General features: G+C 65.9%; 11 protein-coding genes. 7 read left to right on the top strand and 4 right to left on the bottom strand.

Annotation, left to right across the window (positions count from 1 at the left end; genetic code table 11):
• Window positions 1-33: 33 nt before the first annotated feature.
• On the top strand, window positions 34-375 hold the full coding sequence (locus QJT82_RS17680; RefSeq protein WP_028341132.1) for a hypothetical protein: 342 nt from the start codon (window positions 34-36) through the stop codon (window positions 373-375).
• Here the strand turns inward: QJT82_RS17680 and QJT82_RS17675 are convergent.
• A complete protein-coding gene (locus QJT82_RS17675; RefSeq protein ID WP_028341133.1) occupies window positions 349-4464 on the bottom strand; it encodes a GAF domain-containing protein in 4116 nt (1371 codons plus the stop codon). The genes QJT82_RS17680 and QJT82_RS17675 overlap by 27 nt on opposite strands.
• A gap of 403 nt (window positions 4465-4867) precedes the next feature.
• Between QJT82_RS17675 and QJT82_RS17670 the strand changes: the two genes are divergently transcribed.
• From QJT82_RS17670 to QJT82_RS17660, 3 genes are read left to right on the top strand one after another with little or no spacing between them, the layout of a single operon-like run.
• Complete coding sequence (locus QJT82_RS17670; protein WP_028341134.1) at window positions 4868-5947, top strand: Ldh family oxidoreductase; 1080 nt, start codon at window positions 4868-4870, stop codon at window positions 5945-5947.
• Window positions 5944-7308 carry an LLM class flavin-dependent oxidoreductase gene (locus tag QJT82_RS17665; RefSeq protein ID WP_028341135.1) on the top strand — a complete coding sequence of 455 codons (1365 nt, stop codon included), beginning with the start codon at window positions 5944-5946 and terminating at the stop codon, window positions 7306-7308. Before QJT82_RS17670 ends, QJT82_RS17665 begins: the two co-directional genes overlap by 4 nt.
• Before the next feature lie 12 nt (window positions 7309-7320).
• On the top strand, window positions 7321-8106 hold the full coding sequence (locus QJT82_RS17660; protein ID WP_028341136.1) for a fumarylacetoacetate hydrolase family protein: 786 nt from the start codon (window positions 7321-7323) through the stop codon (window positions 8104-8106).
• 497 nt (window positions 8107-8603) lie between these two features.
• Here the strand turns inward: QJT82_RS17660 and QJT82_RS17655 are convergent, their stop codons facing one another.
• Window positions 8604-9524, bottom strand: coding sequence for a LysR family transcriptional regulator (locus QJT82_RS17655; RefSeq protein WP_028341137.1), 921 nt, complete (start codon window positions 9522-9524; stop codon window positions 8604-8606).
• 128 nt (window positions 9525-9652) lie between these two features.
• On the opposite strand from QJT82_RS17655, the gene QJT82_RS17650 reads away from it, so the two are divergent.
• Together QJT82_RS17650 and QJT82_RS17645 are read left to right on the top strand one after the other, a co-directional pair.
• Window positions 9653-10066 carry a hypothetical protein gene (locus tag QJT82_RS17650; RefSeq protein WP_245288730.1) on the top strand — a complete coding sequence of 138 codons (414 nt, stop codon included), beginning with the start codon at window positions 9653-9655 and terminating at the stop codon, window positions 10064-10066.
• 60 nt (window positions 10067-10126) lie between these two features.
• Complete coding sequence (locus tag QJT82_RS17645; RefSeq protein ID WP_028341139.1) at window positions 10127-10627, top strand: hypothetical protein; 501 nt, start codon at window positions 10127-10129, stop codon at window positions 10625-10627.
• A 110-nt stretch (window positions 10628-10737) separates the two neighbouring features.
• Here QJT82_RS17645 and QJT82_RS17640 read toward each other — a convergent pair whose 3' ends face one another.
• The gene (locus QJT82_RS17640; RefSeq protein WP_028341140.1) at window positions 10738-11193 is read right to left on the bottom strand and encodes an Lrp/AsnC family transcriptional regulator; all 456 of its coding nucleotides are present in this window, start codon (window positions 11191-11193) and stop codon (window positions 10738-10740) included.
• Window positions 11194-11350: 157 nt separating this feature from the next.
• On the opposite strand from QJT82_RS17640, the gene QJT82_RS17635 reads away from it, so the two are divergent.
• Window positions 11351-15034, top strand: a complete 3684-nt coding sequence (locus tag QJT82_RS17635; RefSeq protein WP_028341141.1) for an indolepyruvate ferredoxin oxidoreductase family protein — start codon at window positions 11351-11353, stop codon at window positions 15032-15034.
• Here the strand turns inward: QJT82_RS17635 and QJT82_RS17630 are convergent.
• The gene (locus tag QJT82_RS17630) at window positions 15005-16495 is read right to left on the bottom strand and encodes a sodium:solute symporter family protein (protein ID WP_028341142.1); all 1491 of its coding nucleotides are present in this window, start codon (window positions 16493-16495) and stop codon (window positions 15005-15007) included. The two genes, QJT82_RS17635 and QJT82_RS17630, sit on opposite strands and share 30 nt — an antisense overlap.
• Between the last annotated feature and the right edge of the window lie 8 nt (window positions 16496-16503).

The raw sequence follows: 16503 nt of genomic DNA, 5'->3' as shown, positions 1-16503 counted from the left end.
ATGCTATCATCCCGGCCCGAGGAGGGGCCTTCGATGCATCCCGCCGCCAAGCTACAATTTGCCCGCATCGTCGACGAGTTCGCGCGCTGGCGCGCTATTCCTGAACCGGAACGGCCGCCCGCACCTGCCTGGTGGTGGGGGCCGGCGTTCGAGATGCGCGATGCCGCCGATCCGCTGCCGCCCACCTGGAGCCGCCAGCTCCGCCTGCCTGACGGCGCGAGCTTTGCGGAGGCTGCCCTTCTGTTGCGCCAGACTTTGGCCGGCCAGGACATCCTGCCGTGGCCCTATGATTTCTCGCGCAAGGTCGCATCGACCGATTCCGACGTTCGCGACCTGCCCGTGCAGCCGTCAGACGACAGCGCGTTTCCGCCCTAGATCCGGCCCGGCCTCGCTGGTCGCCTCGCCATCCAGCGACGGCTGCAACGGCGGCGACGCCTCCGCCTGCGACGGCTTCAACAATTCGGCGAGATCGCGCGGCGGCAGCGGCCGACTGAACAGGAAGCCCTGCATCTCGTCGCAGGCATGGGCGCGCAGGAATTCCTGCTGCTCGGAGGTCTCGACGCCCTCGGCGACGATGGTCATGCCGAGCGCCTTGCCCATCGAGATGATCGCCTGCGCGATCGCGACGTCCTCGGAATCATTGGGCAGGTCGCGCACGAAGGAGCGATCGATCTTGATGGTGTCGATCGGGAACTGCTTCATCAGCGACATCGACGAATAGCCGGTGCCGAAATCGTCGATCGCGAGCCGAATGCCGCGATTCTGAATCGCGTCGAGCACGCGCACCGCGCGCGTCACGTTGCGCATCACCATGCTCTCGGTGACCTCGAGCTGGAGCAGCGCCGGCGACATGCCGCTCTCCTCCAGCGCCGCGTCGATGTCGTCGAGCAAATTCGGATCGCCGAACTGCCGCGGTGAAAGGTTGACCGCCATCGTCACGGCCCTGAGGCCGCGGCGCTGCCACGCCATGTTTTGCGCACAGGCTTCCTTCAGCACCCAGCGGCCGATCGGCACGATCAGGCCGATCTCCTCGGCGAGCGGAATGAACTGCCCCGGCGATACCTTGCCGAGCTCCGGATGGGTCCAGCGCAGCAGCGCCTCGACGCCGCTGATCGCTCCACTCGCCATATCGACCTTGGGCTGATAGTCGAGCGAGAACTGGTTGCGCTCCAGCGCGCGGCGCAATGCGCTCTCCATCGTCAAGCGCTCGATCGACTGCGCTCTGATCTCGTTGGAGAAGAAGCGGAAGCCGTTCTTGCCGTCCTCCTTGGCGAGATACATCGCCATGTCGGCATTCTTGGTCAGCGTCTGCACGTCCGAGCCATCGGCCGGATACATCGCGATGCCGATCGAGGCCGTGGTGTGGCACTCATGTCCGCTGATCGTCAGCGGCTGGCTGAGCGAGATCAGCAGATCGCCGGCGATGCGCTCGACGTCGTCCCGTTCGGCGGTCTCCTCGAGGATGACCACGAACTCGTCGCCGCCGAGCCGCGCCACCACGTCGCTCGCGCGCAACGATCCTTGCAGCCGCTCGGCGATCGCCACCAGCAGCATGTCGCCGGCGTCGTGGCCGAGCGAGTCGTTGATCACCTTGAAGCGGTCGAGATCGATGAACAGCACCGCGAGCCGCCGGTGATGGCGATCCGCCGCCGAGATCGCGTGATGCAGCATCTCGTTGAACGTCTCGCGGTTGGGCAGATTGGTCAGGCTGTCGTGCGAGGCAAGGTATTCGATGCGCTCGTCGGCCTTGTGCTTCTCATCGGCGCGATCGAAGCTCTCGAGCGCGAACGCCAGATTGTCGGCCAGGCGCTGCAGCAGCTCGGCGAACTCCGGCGTGAAGGTGTCCTTGTCGAGCGCGACGAAGATCATGACCCCGACCACCCGCCCGCTGACAACAAGCGGAAACGAGGCGCTGGACTGCGTTCCATCGAGCCGGGCGCGCTCATGGAAGGCGGCGGTCTCGGCATCGGCAAAATAGTCGTTGATGATGCACGCCTTGCCCGAGCGGAACGCCCGGCCGCAGGCGCCGCGGCCCTCGGGGTGCGCCTCGCTGGTCGAGAGCGTCACCTGGCGCGCGCCCTCCGCCGCCGGCCCCGCGATCGCGACGATCCGCAGATAGTCGCTTCCGGCCTGCGCCAGCGCGATCGTGGTCGAGGTGAACTTGCCGCCGGTCGCCGCCGCCGCGCAGACCAGCCGATACAGTTCGGCGCGGGACTTCGCCCGCATGATCGCCTCATTGGTCGCGCTCAGCGCCGCGAACATCCGCGACAGCCGCTCCTTCTGCTCGTCGTCCCGCGCCTTCTCGTCGGCGCGATCGAAATTGGCCAGCGCAAACGAGACGTTCTCGGCAAGCCGCTGCAACAGCGCCATCATCTCCGGGCTGAAGGTGCCGAATTCGCTTGAGAGAAACACCAGCGCGCCGATCGCCTCGCCGTTCTTGAGCAGCGGCAGGGCTGCGCCTGATTTGCTGCCGCTGTCGCGCACGGCCGGATAAACGTGCGATTCGGAGCCGAAATCGCTGAGATAGTCGTTGCTGATGCAGGGCCTGCGCGTGCGGATCGCAACGCCGGTCAGCGTCTGTCCCTCCGGCCGCGTCGCGTCCGCCGACAGCTGAACCTCGCGGGCCCGCACCCGGTCGGGGCCCGAGGCGGCCACATTGTCCAGGAAGACCTCGCCGGGGCGCACCAGCCTGATCGTGGCCGAGACGAACTGGCCGCCGACCGCCGCGGCATCGCAGACCAGATCGAACAGTTCGCTGCGGGATTTCGCCCGCATGATCGCCTCGTTGGTCGCGCTCAGCGCCGCGAACATCCGCCGCAGCCGCTCCTTCTGCTCCTCGGTCCGTGCCTTCTCGTCGGCACGGTCGAAGCTGCCCAGCGCGTAGGAGACGTTGTCGGCGAGCCGCTGCAGGAGCTCGGCGAATTCAGCCGAGAAGGTGTTGCGCTTGGCGGAGATGAACAGCATCACGCCGACCGGCTCGTCGTCGACGATCAGCGGAAAAGCCGCGCCCGATCGCGCATCCTCGCGGTCGATGACGTCGCGGAACGGGTTGCCGGCAACGTCGCCCAGAAAATCGTTGTTGATGCAGGCGCGCCGGGTGCGGAACGCCCGGCCGCAGACGCCGCGCCCTTCGGGACGTGCCTCGCTGCGCGAGACGTTGAGACGGCGCGCATTTGCCGCGGTAGGTCCCGCGACCGCCATCATCTCCAGGAAATCGTCGCCGGGCTTGGCGATCAGGATGCTGGTGGAGTTGAACCCGCCGCCATGCGCCGCGGCCGCGCAGACCAGCTCGAACATCTCGAGCCGCGACCTCGCGCGCATGATCGCCTCGTTGGTCGCGCTCAGTGCCGCGAACATCCGCGACAGCCGCTCGCGCTCGGCGTCGGCATTGGCCTTTTCGGTGGCACGGCCGAAATTGTCGAGCGCGACCGAGACATTCTCGGCGATCCCCGCGAGCAGCGCGATGATCTCCTCGTCGCGCGCCCAGGAATTGCCGGTGAAGAAGATCAGGACGCCGACGCTCTTGCCGAACCGGGTGAGCGGCAGCGCCACGCAGGCCATCAGGCCGCTGCCGCCGATCGGCTCATGCGACGGGCTCATCGATATCGGGATGTCGTGCTCGACGCAGGGCCGCTGGGTCCGGAACGCCTCGCCGCAAATCCCCTTGCCGTAGACGTTGTCCGGATCGGTCGAGAAGCGCGTCTGCGTGATCAGGTCGAGCGCCTCGCCGGTGCCGGCGACGGGCTCGAACCAGTGCGTGTCGGGTTCGGCCAGCAGCACCACCGTGGCGAAGGACTTTCCGCTGAACACCGCGGCATCGCAGACCCGCTGGTAGAGATCGTGCTCGGTCTTGGCGCGAAGGATCGCCTCGTTGGTTGCGCTGATGGCACCGAACATGCGGTTGAGCCGGCGCATCGCCCGCTCGCCGCTCTTGCGCGACGCTTCGTGGTCGAAATTATCGAGCGCGAAGGACACGTTCGCGGCCATGCGCTCCAGCAGCGAAACGATCTCTTCGCCGAGCGACTGGGCTTCGCGCCGCGTCACCATGAAGACGCCGACGCTGCGCCGGTTGCAGACCAGCGGCAGGGCCGCCGCCGCGCCGACGCCGGCCGCCGCGGCACCGTTGCGCCAGGCGACCGAACGGGCGTCGTTGACATAATCGTTGGCGACGCAGGCGTTCTGATCGCGAAACGCCCGGCCGGCGACGCCTTCTCCCTCCGGCGTATTGGCAAGCGCGGAAATGGTGATGCTGCGCAGTCGCGCGACATCGTCGCCGAAGCCGGCCGCGAACTTCAAGAGACCGGTATCCGGCTCCAGCAAAAACACGGTCGCGGCCAGGAAGCTCCCGCTCGAGAACGCGGCTTCACAGACCTTGCCGTACAATTCTTCTGGTGATTTCGCGTACAGGATCGCTTCGTTGGTGGCACTCAACGCCGCGAATGTACGCCCGATGCTCGACTGCACGATCCTTGAAGGCCCCGGGGCCAACCCCTTCAATCTGGCGGGGGAACATTGCCCGCGAGAGGCCTAAGTGGTGGTTAGCGTATCCGGCAAGTTGCACGACAAAGTAAACGGCTGACGAACGCGGACCGAGGTTTTCCGGGATATTACGGACACCGGTGTGCCAGCCTGAGGCGGAGGGCCGTAATGCCGGGATCTGCGCCCTGCCGGCGCCGCCGGAGCGACCAAATTCCGCATCGCGACCGCGCCCGTTCCACTCTGTGAAAACATCGCCGTGAGCACCCTGCTGGCGGTATGGCCGCCCGGATTTTCTGCCCTTGCTCGCCCTGCTGCGCTTTGAGAGCATGACGTCGACAACAGCAAGCAAGAACCGCGCAGCACGCGGGCCGACCACGAGGAAAATCCCATGCCGATCGTCCAGGCCGAACGTCTCACGCGCATCGGCGCGGCACTCCTTAGGGGTGCCGGCGCATCGGAGGAGGAGGCGAACGCCGTCGCCTCCGGCTGCGTCAATGCCAACCTCGCCGGCCACGACTCCCACGGCGTGATCGCAATCCCGACCTATATCGACCGCATCAAGGCCGGCCACATCGTGCCCGGCGCGAAATGGACCGTCGTGCAGGAGACGCCGACCACGACCGTGATCGACGGTCATTGGGGCTTCGGCTTCCACGTCAACGCCAAGGCGATGGAGATGACCATCAACAAGGCGAAGACCGCCAATGTCGCGGCCTGCACCGTGTTCCGGCAGAGCCATGTCGGACGGCTCGCGCATTACCCGATGATGGCGATGCGCGAAGGCATGATCGGGATTGCGGCCGCCGATTCCGGCCGTTCGCCGAAACATGTGGCGCCGTTCGGCGGCCGCGAGGCGCGGCTCGGCACCAACCCGCTTTCGATCGCGGTGCCGTCCGACCTCGAGGCGCCGTTCTACCTGGATATGGCGACCTCGGCGGTCGCCGCCGGCAAGATCCAGCTCGCGGTGGCGCGCGGCGAGAGTATCCCGAAGGGCTGGATCATCGATGCCGAGGGACGCGACACCACCGACCCTGCCGACTATCGCAAGGGCGGCGCGCTGCTGCCGCTCGGCGGCAGCGAAGGCTACAAGGGCTCGGGCCTTGCCGCGATGGTCGAGGTGCTGTGCGGCCTGCTGACCGGGCTCGGCTTCGGCGTCGAGCCGACCGGCCGTCACAACGACGGCTGCTTCATGGCGGTGTTCAACGTCGCCGCATTCCGCCCGCTCAAGGATTTCAGGAAGGAGGTCGCCGACTTCGCCCGCTATTTGAAATCGACGCCGCCCTCGGAAGGGAGCCGCGGCGTGTTCTATCCGGGCGAGATCGAATATCTGCGCGAGCAGCAGCGGCGCAAGGACGGCATCGAGATCGAGGATGCGACCTGGGACAAGCTCAAGGCGCTCGCCGCCGATTACAAGCTCACCGACCAGCTCGACCTCGCTGATAGTTCCGGACACAGGAGAACGACATGACACGGCAAATGGCGCTGGTTGGCTTCTTGCAGGCGCAGAACTGCACCAACCTGCCGGGCTCCTGGCGCCACCCGGAATCGCGCGACGATTCGATGTCGGCGGACTACTATCAGGAGATCGCGCGCATCCTTGAGCGCGGCAAGTTCCACATGGCGTTCTTCGACGATCGTCTCGCAATGCCCGATCGCTACGGCAACGATCACGCCCACACCGTCGAATACGGCATCCGCTGCGTGAAGATGGACCCGATCGTGGTGCTGACCACGATGGGCATGGTCACCACCAAGCTCGGCCTCGCCTCGACCGCCTCCACCACTTATTTCGAGCCGTTCGACGTCGCCCGCCGCTTCGCCACGCTCGACCTGATGACGGGTGGCCGCGCCGCCTGGAACGTGGTGACCTCGGTCAATGACGGCGAAGCGCTCAACATGGGCCGCGAGCAGCATCTCGAGCACGATCACCGCTATGACCGCGCCGACGAGTTCATGGAGGTGGTGCTCGGCCACTGGGACGCCTGGGAAGACGGTTCGCTGGTGATCGACAAGAAGAGCGGCCGTTTCGCCGATCCGACCAAGGTGAAGCGGCTCGACCACAAGGGCGCATTCTTCACCTCGCGCGGCCCGTTCACGGTGCCGCGCTCGCCGCAGGGCCATCCCGTCGTGATCCAGGCCGGCGCTTCCGGCCGCGGCCAGCGCTTTGCCGGGCGCTGGGGCGAGGTGATCTTCACCGCGGCACGCAACCTCGCCAATGCCAAGCAGGGCTATGACGCGATCCGGGGCGAAGCCGCCAAGGCCGGGCGCGATCCCGACCAGATGTTCCTCTGCAATTTGATCACCCCGGTCACCGGCGCGACCAAGGCCGAGGCCGAGGACCGGATGGCGGTGATCCAGAAGCTGCCGCTCGAGATCGACGCGCTGTCGCTGCTCGCCGAAGGCCTCAACTTCGATTTCGGCGCCAAACCGATCGACGAGCCGCTGACATCAGAGGAGCTGCAGGGCATGCAAGGCATGCTCGGCATCCGCGACGGCGTGCTGCGCACCTCCGGCAAGAGCAATCCCTCGACCCGCGACTTCATCACTTTCTCCGGCCGCGGCCAGGTGCAGGACGCGATGGTCGGCGGCCCGAAGGAGATCGCCGACCGGCTGGAGGAGATGTTCGAGGGTCGCGGCTGCGACGGCTTCGTCGTCGCGGCAAGCTACGTGCCGGGCTCCTATGCCGACTTCGTCGACCACGTGGTGCCCGAGTTGCAGAAGCGCGGGCTGTTCCACAAGGACTACGCCGGCACGACGCTGCGCGAAAATCTCGGGCTCAAGCGCCCGGCCGCGGGCGCCTGGAAGACCCGCGCGCAGGCCGCGGAATAGAGGGACATCATCATGCGCTGGCTGAAATTCACCGCCGCGGGTACGACTTCCTGGGGCCTCGTCGAGGGCGACACCGTCACCACCGTCAACGGCGATCCGTTCGGCGAATGGAGCAAGACGGCGAAGACGCATGCGTTGAAGGACGTCAAGATCGAGCTGCCGCTGATCCCGCGCACCTTCTATTGCGTCGGTCTGAATTATCTGAAGCACCTCAAAGAGGCCGCCGACAAGGCCGGCACCGTGCCGAACGTGCCTGACCGTCCCGAGATCGGATACCGCGCGCAGAACGCGCTGATCGCGCATGACGAGAATGTCGTGATCCCGGCTGGTGCCACCGAGAAGATCCATTACGAGGGCGAGCTCGTCGTCGTGATCGGCAAGAAAGCCAAGCACCTGACCGAGGCCAACGCGATGGACTGCGTGTTCGGCTACACCATCGGCAACGACGTCTCCGAACGGAGCTGGCAGAAGGCCGATCGCGGGCTGTGGCGTGCCAAGAACGCCGACACCTTCAAGCCGATGGGCCCGTGGATCGAGACCGACGTCGACCTCGACCGCATGGAGACCGCGATCCGCGTCAACGGCAAGGAGACCGGCTGCTTCCGCACCAACGAGATGATCTTCGGCATCGTGCCGTTCCTCGTCGAGCTTTCGAAATACTTCACGCTGTCGCCCGGCGACGTGATCTGGATGGGCACCGACGGCGCCTCGCCGGACCTGAAGGACGGCGACGTGGTCGAGATCGACATCACCGGGATCGGGACATTGCGGAACCAGTTCGTGAGGGAGAAGGTGTGAGGCACGCCGCGCCGCTTTAGAGCCGTCATCCTGAGGTGCTCGCGAAGCGAGCCTCGAAGGATGCACGGCCCCGCTCCATCCTTGCGTCGAGAGCCGGGCCGTCGTGCTTCGAGGCTCGCTGCGCTCGCACCTCAGCATGACGGTGATGGAGCTGGTCGCTTCTCTCTCCATTCGTCGTCCCGGCGAAGGCCGGGACCCATAGCCACAGGGTTGAATTGTTGAAGAAGGCTGCGGCCACGGCGTCGCGCAACAATGAGCATCGGTGGTTATGGGTCCCGGCTTTCGCCGGGACGACGGCGAGTTTGTGGCTCGGTCAGTGAGTCGTACGTCCGCATTCTCGCGACATGAACCGTCCAAACCTTGCATTTCGTTTCGCCGCTCTCGCAGCGGCAAGCAAAACATGCTGCGTAGGATGGGTAGAGCGAAGCGAAACCCATCGTCTCGAATCCACTGCACGACGATGGGTATCGCTTCGCTCCACCCAACCTACATTTGGCTCACCGCCCAGCCCGCGGCCTGCTCTTCACGTGATCGATGAAGGCGCGCAGCTTCGGCATGATCTGGCGGTGGCCGGGATAGTAGAGGAACACGCCCGGCGTGGTCGGCGCGAATGCATCCAGCACACGGACGAGCTTCTTCTCCTTCACGGCGCCTGATACCAGCGGTGCGGGCACTTGCGCCAGTCCGACACCTTCGACCGCCGCGCCGACCAGCGTCGGGAAATCATGGCCGATAAAGGATCCCGACACGGCAAGCTCGATCGAACGGCCATTGTCGTTCAGCGACCATGGCGCGAGCCCGCCGTTCGATCGTCGCAAACGGAGGCACGCATGCCTGCGCAAATCGTCCGGGCGTTTCGGCCGGCCGCGGCGCGCGAGATAGTCCGGGCTGCCGACAATGGCAAAAGGGAACGGCTTGGTCAGGCGAACCGCGACCATGTCCGGGTTGATGAACTGGCCCATGCGGATGCCGGCATCGAAACCGCCGGCGGCGAGGTCGACCAATTCCTCGCTGGCGGCGAGCTCGACCTCGATCTCGGGATACGCCTTGCAGAACGAAGCGATCAGCGGCTCCAGCAGGATCGGCACCACCGAGCGCGGCACGGTGAGGCGCAACAGCCCCGCGGGCTTCTGCCCGAGCTCGCGCGCCGCCCCGCTCGCCGCGACCAGCTCCTCGAATGCCGGTCTTGCGCGCGCCAGAAATCGTTCGCCGGCGTCGGTCAGCCCGACGCTGCGGGTGGTGCGAATGAAGAGCACGGCGCCGAGGCGCGCCTCGAGCGCGCGCACCGCCTGGCTGATCGCCGACGGCGTGACGCCGAGCTCGGCCGCCGCGCGGCGAAAGCTGCGGTGCTGGGCGACGGCCAGGAATGCCTCGACGCCGTCGAGCGCGCCCTGCCGGACTGTGAAGTTCTGCTTCATGGCCCGTGAACATTATCGCGAATAGTCGCCCGCGGAAAGCCGCCTTACATCGGAGCCACAAGCAGCGGCATCACGCGCGCTGCTCACGCGACATCACGACATCCGTCGTGAACGGAGACCTGCGACCGATGCAAGCAATCCGTCACACAATCCTGGCTCTCACCCTCACTTTGACAGGCACCACTTCCATGACCGCTCCCTCCTTTGCCCAAGCTCAAGCCCAAGCCCAAGCCACCTCCACCGTCACCACCGGCGTGATGGTTATCCTCACCGCGAAAGCCGGCGTCACCCGCGATCAGGTGATGGCCGTGATGCCGGACGAAATCCGGCAGACCGTGCAGCTCTATCTCAACGGCAAGATTCGCGAATGGTATTCGCGCTCCGACGGGCGCGGCGTGGTCCTGCTGCTTGACGCCAAGGATGCTGCCGAGGCGCACGCGATCATGGAGGGTCTGCCGTTGTCCAAGCTCGATCTGATGGATCACGAGTACATCGGGGTCGGCCCGCTGCTGCCGCTCCGCCTGTTACTCGCCAGGCCCTGAGCGTCAAGGCCCTGAACGCAAGCCAACCGAACCGATCGACAACCACAAGGGAATCCGCCGATGCCCCCGGGCTTCAATCTTCCATTCGTCCTCAGCGTCGCCGGTGCGTTTCTGACAAGTGCTGTCGTAGCCGTCACCTATGTCTGGCCGGCGGTCCGCGCGATGCCACGTGATAACGCGCTCAGACTGCTCGCAGCGTTCCATGCGTTCAGGTTCCTGGGCATGAACTTTATGGTCACCGGGTTCGTGTCGCCGCAGTTGAGCGCGGATTTCGCGGCTGAGGTCGGATGGGGCGATCTCGCCGCGGCCGGTCTCGCGCTGCTTGCCATGGCCGCGCTGTCCTGGCGCTGGGCGATCGCGATTCCGATCGTCTGGGTGTTCAACGTCTGGGGCACGCTGGATCTGCTCAACGCCTATTACAACGGCGTGAAGATCGGCGATCCCGGCCTGTTCGGCGCCGGCATCTACATTCCGGCTCTCTACGTGCCGCTGCTGCTGGTCAGCCATGTCATGGTGTTCATGCTGCTGATGCGGGCCAAATCGGCAGAACAGGCGGCATGACCCGTATCCTCGTAGGATGAGTAGAGCGAAGCGAAACCCATCAAGCGCACCCGCGGCACGAGTGATGGATTTCGCTGCGCTCTACCCATCCTACGAAGCGCTGCAACGAGCTAAAACGGCAATGCCACGCCGGTCTTGATCTCCTTCAGGATCACGTTGGTGCGGACGTGGCGGATGCCGGGGATGCGGAACATGAACTCGTCCAAGAATCTATTGTAGGCGTCCATGTCGCGCACCACGACGCGCAGATGATAGTCGGCGTCGCCGGTGGTCGCGAAACATTCCAGCACCTCGCGGCGCTTCATCACCCGCGCGACGAACTCGTCGACGAATTTGACGTCGTGCCGCTCCAGCGAGACGTGCAGGATCGCCGAGGTCGCAAAGCCGGCGCGCTCGCGCGCCACCAGCGCCGAATAGCCCGAGATGACGCCGGACTCTTCCAGCGCACGGACCCGGCGCCAACAGGCGGAGGTCGACATCCCGACGGTTTCCGCAAGCTGCTGGTTGGTGGCGCGGCCATCCTTCTGCAGCTCGGCGAGGATTTTCTCGTCCTGCTCTTCGACCATTGCGGGGACTCCGGTTTGGTAGATTCTACCGAATTATATCACTCTCAGCAATATCCTACCGATTTTTCCGCGACGAATGAATGGATAGGTAAGACCTACCAGCCCCACAGGCATAGCCTTGTCGGATCAGACATCGCGATTCCCGGAGGGGTCAGTCATGGGCCAGATGCCGTTGCTCGACGCCTACCAGCTGTCCGAGCGCTACAGCCGCGAAAATGGCCGCGTTTTCCTCACCGGCACACAGGCGATCGTGCGCATCGTGCTCGACCAGGCGCGGCGCGACCGCGCCGCCGGCCTCAACACCGCGGGCTTCATCTCCGGCTATCGCGGCTCGCCGCTCGGCGGCGTCGATCTCGAACTGTGGAAGATCGGCGAGCAGCTCAAGGACAACCGCATCGAATTCCTGCCCGCGGTCAATGAGGACCTCGCGGCGACCGCGGTGCTCGGCTCGCAGCAGGTCGAGACGCAAAGGGATCGCGAGGTCGATGGCGTGTTCGCCCTGTGGTACGGCAAGGGCCCCGGCGTCGATCGCTCCGGCGATGCGCTGAAGCACGGCAATGCCTACGGCTCTTCGCCGCATGGCGGCGTGCTTGTCGTCGCCGGCGACGACCATGGCTGCGTGTCGTCCTCGATGCCGCACCAGTCCGACGTCGCCTTCATGAGCTGGTTCATGCCGACGCTGCATCCGGCCGATGTCGGCGAATATCTCGCCTTCGGCGAATATGGCTACGCGCTGAGCCGGTTCTCCGGCATGTGGGTCGGCTTCAAGGCGATCTCGGAGATCGTGGAATCCGGCGCCTCGGTCGAATTGCGGCCGCCGCGCCGTTTCGTGCAGCCGGATTTCGTGCCGCCGCCCGGCGGCTTGCATTATCGTTGGCCGGATCTGCCGGGCTCGCAGATCGAGGAACGGCTGGAGGCGAAGAAGCACGCGGTTTACGCGTTCGCGAAAGCCAATCCGATCGACCGGCACATCTACGATATCAAGCATGCGAGCTACGGCATCGTCACCACGGGCAAGGCGCATCTCGATTTGATGGAGGCGCTGCGGCTGGTCGGGCTCGACGAGGCGGCCTGCCGCCGCTTCGGCATCGACATCTACAAGGTCGGCATGGTGTGGCCGCTGGCGCTGCACGATGCGATGGAGTTCGTGAAGGGCAAGCGCGAGATCCTCGTGGTCGAGGAGAAGCGCGGCATCATCGAGAGCCAGTTCAAGGAGTATTTCTACGACTATCCCGGCGCCAAGCCGGAGCGGATGGTCGGCAAGCATGACGAGAGCGGCGCGCGGCTGATCTCCTGGACCGGCGAATTGTCGCCGCGCATGCTCGCCGACGTGCTGGCGCGGCGTCTCGATCCGATGTTTCCGGAATTGCAACTCGCCCGCCGCGTCGCCGCGCTGGTGCCCGAACAGGACCGCATGATCGCGGTGCCGGGCGCGACGCGGACGCCGTATTTCTGCTCGGGCTGCCCGCACAACACCTCGACGAAAGTGCCCGAGGGCTCCAAGGCGCTGGCCGGCATCGGCTGCCACTTCATGGCAAGCTGGATGGACCGCGAGACCTCGTCGCTGATCCAGATGGGTGGCGAAGGCGTCAACTGGGCGGCGTCGTCGAAATTCACCGGCAACAGCCATGTGTTCCAGAATCTCGGCGAAGGCACTTACTATCACTCCGGCTCGATGGCGATCCGGCAGGCAATCGCCGCGAAAGCCAACATCACCTACAAGATCCTGTTCAACGACGCGGTGGCGATGACCGGCGGCCAGCCGGTCGACGGCCCGGTCAGCGTGCAGGCGATCGCGCACTCTGTCCGCGCCGAGGGCGTCGCGCGGATCGCGCTGGTCTCCGACGATCCCGCGCATTTCTCGCCGGCGGACCTGCCGGCCGGCGTCACCATCCATCCGCGCGAGGAGATGGACGCCGTGCAGCGCGAGCTGCGCGCGATTTCCGGCGTCACCGTGCTGATCTATCAGCAGACCTGCGCCACCGAGAAGCGGCGGCGGCGCAAGCGCGGCACGATCGAGGATCCCGCGCGCTTCGCCTATATCAACGACCTCGTCTGCGAAGGCTGCGGCGACTGCTCGGTGGAATCCAACTGCCTCAGCGTCGAACCGAAGGAGACGCCGTTCGGCCGCAAGCGCCGGATCAACATCTCGACCTGCAACAAGGATTTCTCCTGCCTCAACGGCTTCTGCCCGAGCTTTGTCACCATCGAGGGCGGCAAGCGGCGGGCGAAGACGGCAAGCGCGATCGATCCGCTCGCGCGCGCGGGGGCGTTGCCGGTGCCGGAGCTCGCGGCGCTCGAGCGTCCCTACGATCTCCTCGTCACCGGCGTCGGCGGCACCGGCGTCATCACCGTCGGCGCACTGATCGCGATGGCCGCGCATCTCGAGGGCCGCGGCGTCTCGGTGCTCGACTTCACGGGCTTCGCGCAGAAGTTCGGCCCCGTGCTGAGCTATCTGCGGCTGGCGGCTACGCCCGAGGCGCTGCATCAGGTGCGGATCGACCAGGGCGCGGCCGACGCGCTGATCGGCTGCGACCTCGTGGTGAGCTCGTCGGCAAAAGCGTCCGGCACCTATCGCAAGGGGATGCGCGCTGCGGTCAATATCGCCGAGATGCCGACCGGCGATGTGGTGCGATTTCGCGATGCCGACCTCGCCTCGCCGGTTCGCTTGCGCGCGATCGAGCGGGTGATCGGGTCGGGCAACCTCACCATGATCGACGCCAACGCGCTGGCCGAGCGGCTGCTTGGCGACAGCGTCTATGCCAACATCATGATGCTCGGCTTTGCCTGGCAGCAGGGCCTGGTGCCGGTCTCGCTGGAGGCGCTGACCCGCGCGATCGAATTGAACGGCGTCGCCATCGAGCGCAACAGGCAGGCGCTGGCCTGGGGCCGGATCGCGTTCGCCGATCCGGAGTTCTTGCCGAAGGCCGACGGTGCTGCGGCCGATGTACCAGAGACGCTGGAGCAGGTGATCGCGCGCCGCGCGGATTTCCTCAGTGAGTACCAGGACGCGGCTTACGCCGCGCGCTATCGGACCACGGTCGATCGCGTCCGCCGCGCCGAGGCCACGCTGAGCAGCAGCCGCGACGGAGGTGCGCCCCCTCTCCCGCTTGCGGGGTCCGAGGCGAGCGAAGCTCGCTCTCGAGGTTGGGGTGGGGGTCCCACCACGAATCGTATCGCGGAGAGAGCCCCCACCCGGATCGCATCTGTCGATGCGATCCGGCCTCCCCCGCAAGCGGGAGAGGCGGACGGGGCACGCGGACAGATCGAATCAAGCAGACAAGATCTTCCCCTCACCGACGCCGTCGCCCGCGCGCTGTTCAAGCTGATGGCCTACAAGGACGAATACGAGGTGGCGCGGCTGCATATGCAGACCGGCTTCCTTGACGAGCTCAAGCGCGAGTTCGACGGCGACTTCACGGTGCAATATCACCTTGCGCCGCCGTTCCTCCCGGCGCGACGTGATGCACGGGGACGGCCGAAGAAGCGCGCGTTCGGCCAATGGATCCAGACGCCGCTGCGGTTGCTCGCGCGGCTCAAGGGGCTGCGCGGCACGGCGTTCGACGTGTTCGGTTACAGCGCGGAGCGCCGCGCCGAGCGCGAACTGATCGGCTGGTATGAGGCGCTGATCGAGACCATGCTCGGCAAGCTCGACGAGGCACGGCTGCCCGATCTGGTCGCGCTGGCAAAGGCGCCGATGGAGCTCCGCGGCTATGGGCCGGTGAAGGATGCCGCGATCGAGAAGACCAGGGCGGAGGTCGCGCGGCTCACCGCGCGACTTGCCTCCGCCCCGTCAGACCAAGGCGACGGCTCAGGCCGCCGCGCTGCGCTTGGCGGGTGATATCAGGCCGACCACGACGGTCGCGAGCACCGCCACGACGATGTTGAGCAGCAGCGCGCCGAGCCCGACATAGAAGCTGTAGCTGGAATCGCCGAACGAGATGCTGGCGAGCGGCTTCAGCCCGTTGCTCCACGCCGTATACGTGCCCCAGCCGATGCCGGCCGCCCAGCCGAGCAGCAGCCCTTCGGCGCGGAACCAGACGGTGAACAGGCCGAACACCAGCGCCGGCAGCGTCTGCACGATCCAGAGGCCGCCGAGCAGTTGCAGGTCGAGCGCATATTGCGTCGGCAGGAACAGGATGAAGGCGAGCGCGCCGACCTTGACCACCAGCGATGTGATCTTCGCCACCGACGCCTCACCGGCGTGCGAGATCTCCGGATTGACATAGGACTTCCAGACATTGCGGGTGAACAGATTGGCGGCGCCGATGCTCATCACCGCCGCCGGCACCAAGGCGCCGATTGCAATCGCGGAGAACGCAAAGCCCGCGAACCATTCCGGGAACAGCGTCTTGAACAACATCGGCACCACGTCGTTCGGCGACGTCACCTTGATGTTGGCGGCATGGGCCATGTAGCCGAGCAGCGCGATCAGGCCGAGCAGCAGCGTATAGGCCGGCAGCAGGATCGCGTTCTTGCGGATGGTATCCGCCGACTTCGAGGCGAAGATGCCGGTCAGCGTGTGCGGATACATGAAGGCGGCGAGCGCCGAGCCGAGCGCCAGCGTCGCATAAGGCAGATATTGCGAAGGCTTCAGCGTCAGGCCGGTGGCGCCGCCCTTCGCCGTGAAGGCGTCGTTGGCCGCCGCGAACACCGCGCCATAGCCGCCGAGCTTTGCCGGCACCACGACCACGGCGGTCAGCACCACGATGTAGATCATGATGTCCTTGACGAAGGCGATCAGTGCCGGCGCCCGCAGGCCAGAGCTATAGGTATAAAGTGCGAGGATCACGAAGGCAGCGATGATCGGCAGTTCGCCGGACAGCCCCATCGCCTTGATCACGACCTCCATGCCGATCAGCTGCAGCGCGATGTAGGGCATGGTCGCGACCAGGCCGGTCAACGCCACCGCAAGCTCGAGCGCGCGCGAGCCATAGGCGCCGTGGACGACATCGGCGGCGGTGACGTAGCCGCTTGCATGCGCCTTCTTCCACAGCACCGGCATGACCGCGAACACGAAGGGATAGACGATGATGGTGTAGGGCAGCGCGAAGAAGCCATAGGCGCCGACCGCATAGACCAGCGCCGGCACCGCGATCACGGTGTAGGCGGTGTAGAAATCGCCGCCGACCAGGAACCAGGTGATCCAGGTGCCGAACTGGCGGCCGCCGAGGCCCCATTCGTCGAGATGCTCGCTGACCGGGCCGGATTTCCAGCGCGCCGCGAAGAAGCCCATCACGGTGACGAGCGCGAAGAAGAAGATGAAGACGCAGAGCGCCACCCAGGCGATGTGATCGGTCATGGCTGTCC

It is taken from the genome of Bradyrhizobium sp. Mp19, from assembly GCF_029952935.1.
Lineage (GTDB): Bacteria > Pseudomonadota > Alphaproteobacteria > Rhizobiales > Xanthobacteraceae > Bradyrhizobium > Bradyrhizobium elkanii.
Note: the sequence above shows the minus strand (reverse complement) of the source record. Positions and strands in the feature narration are given on the sequence as shown.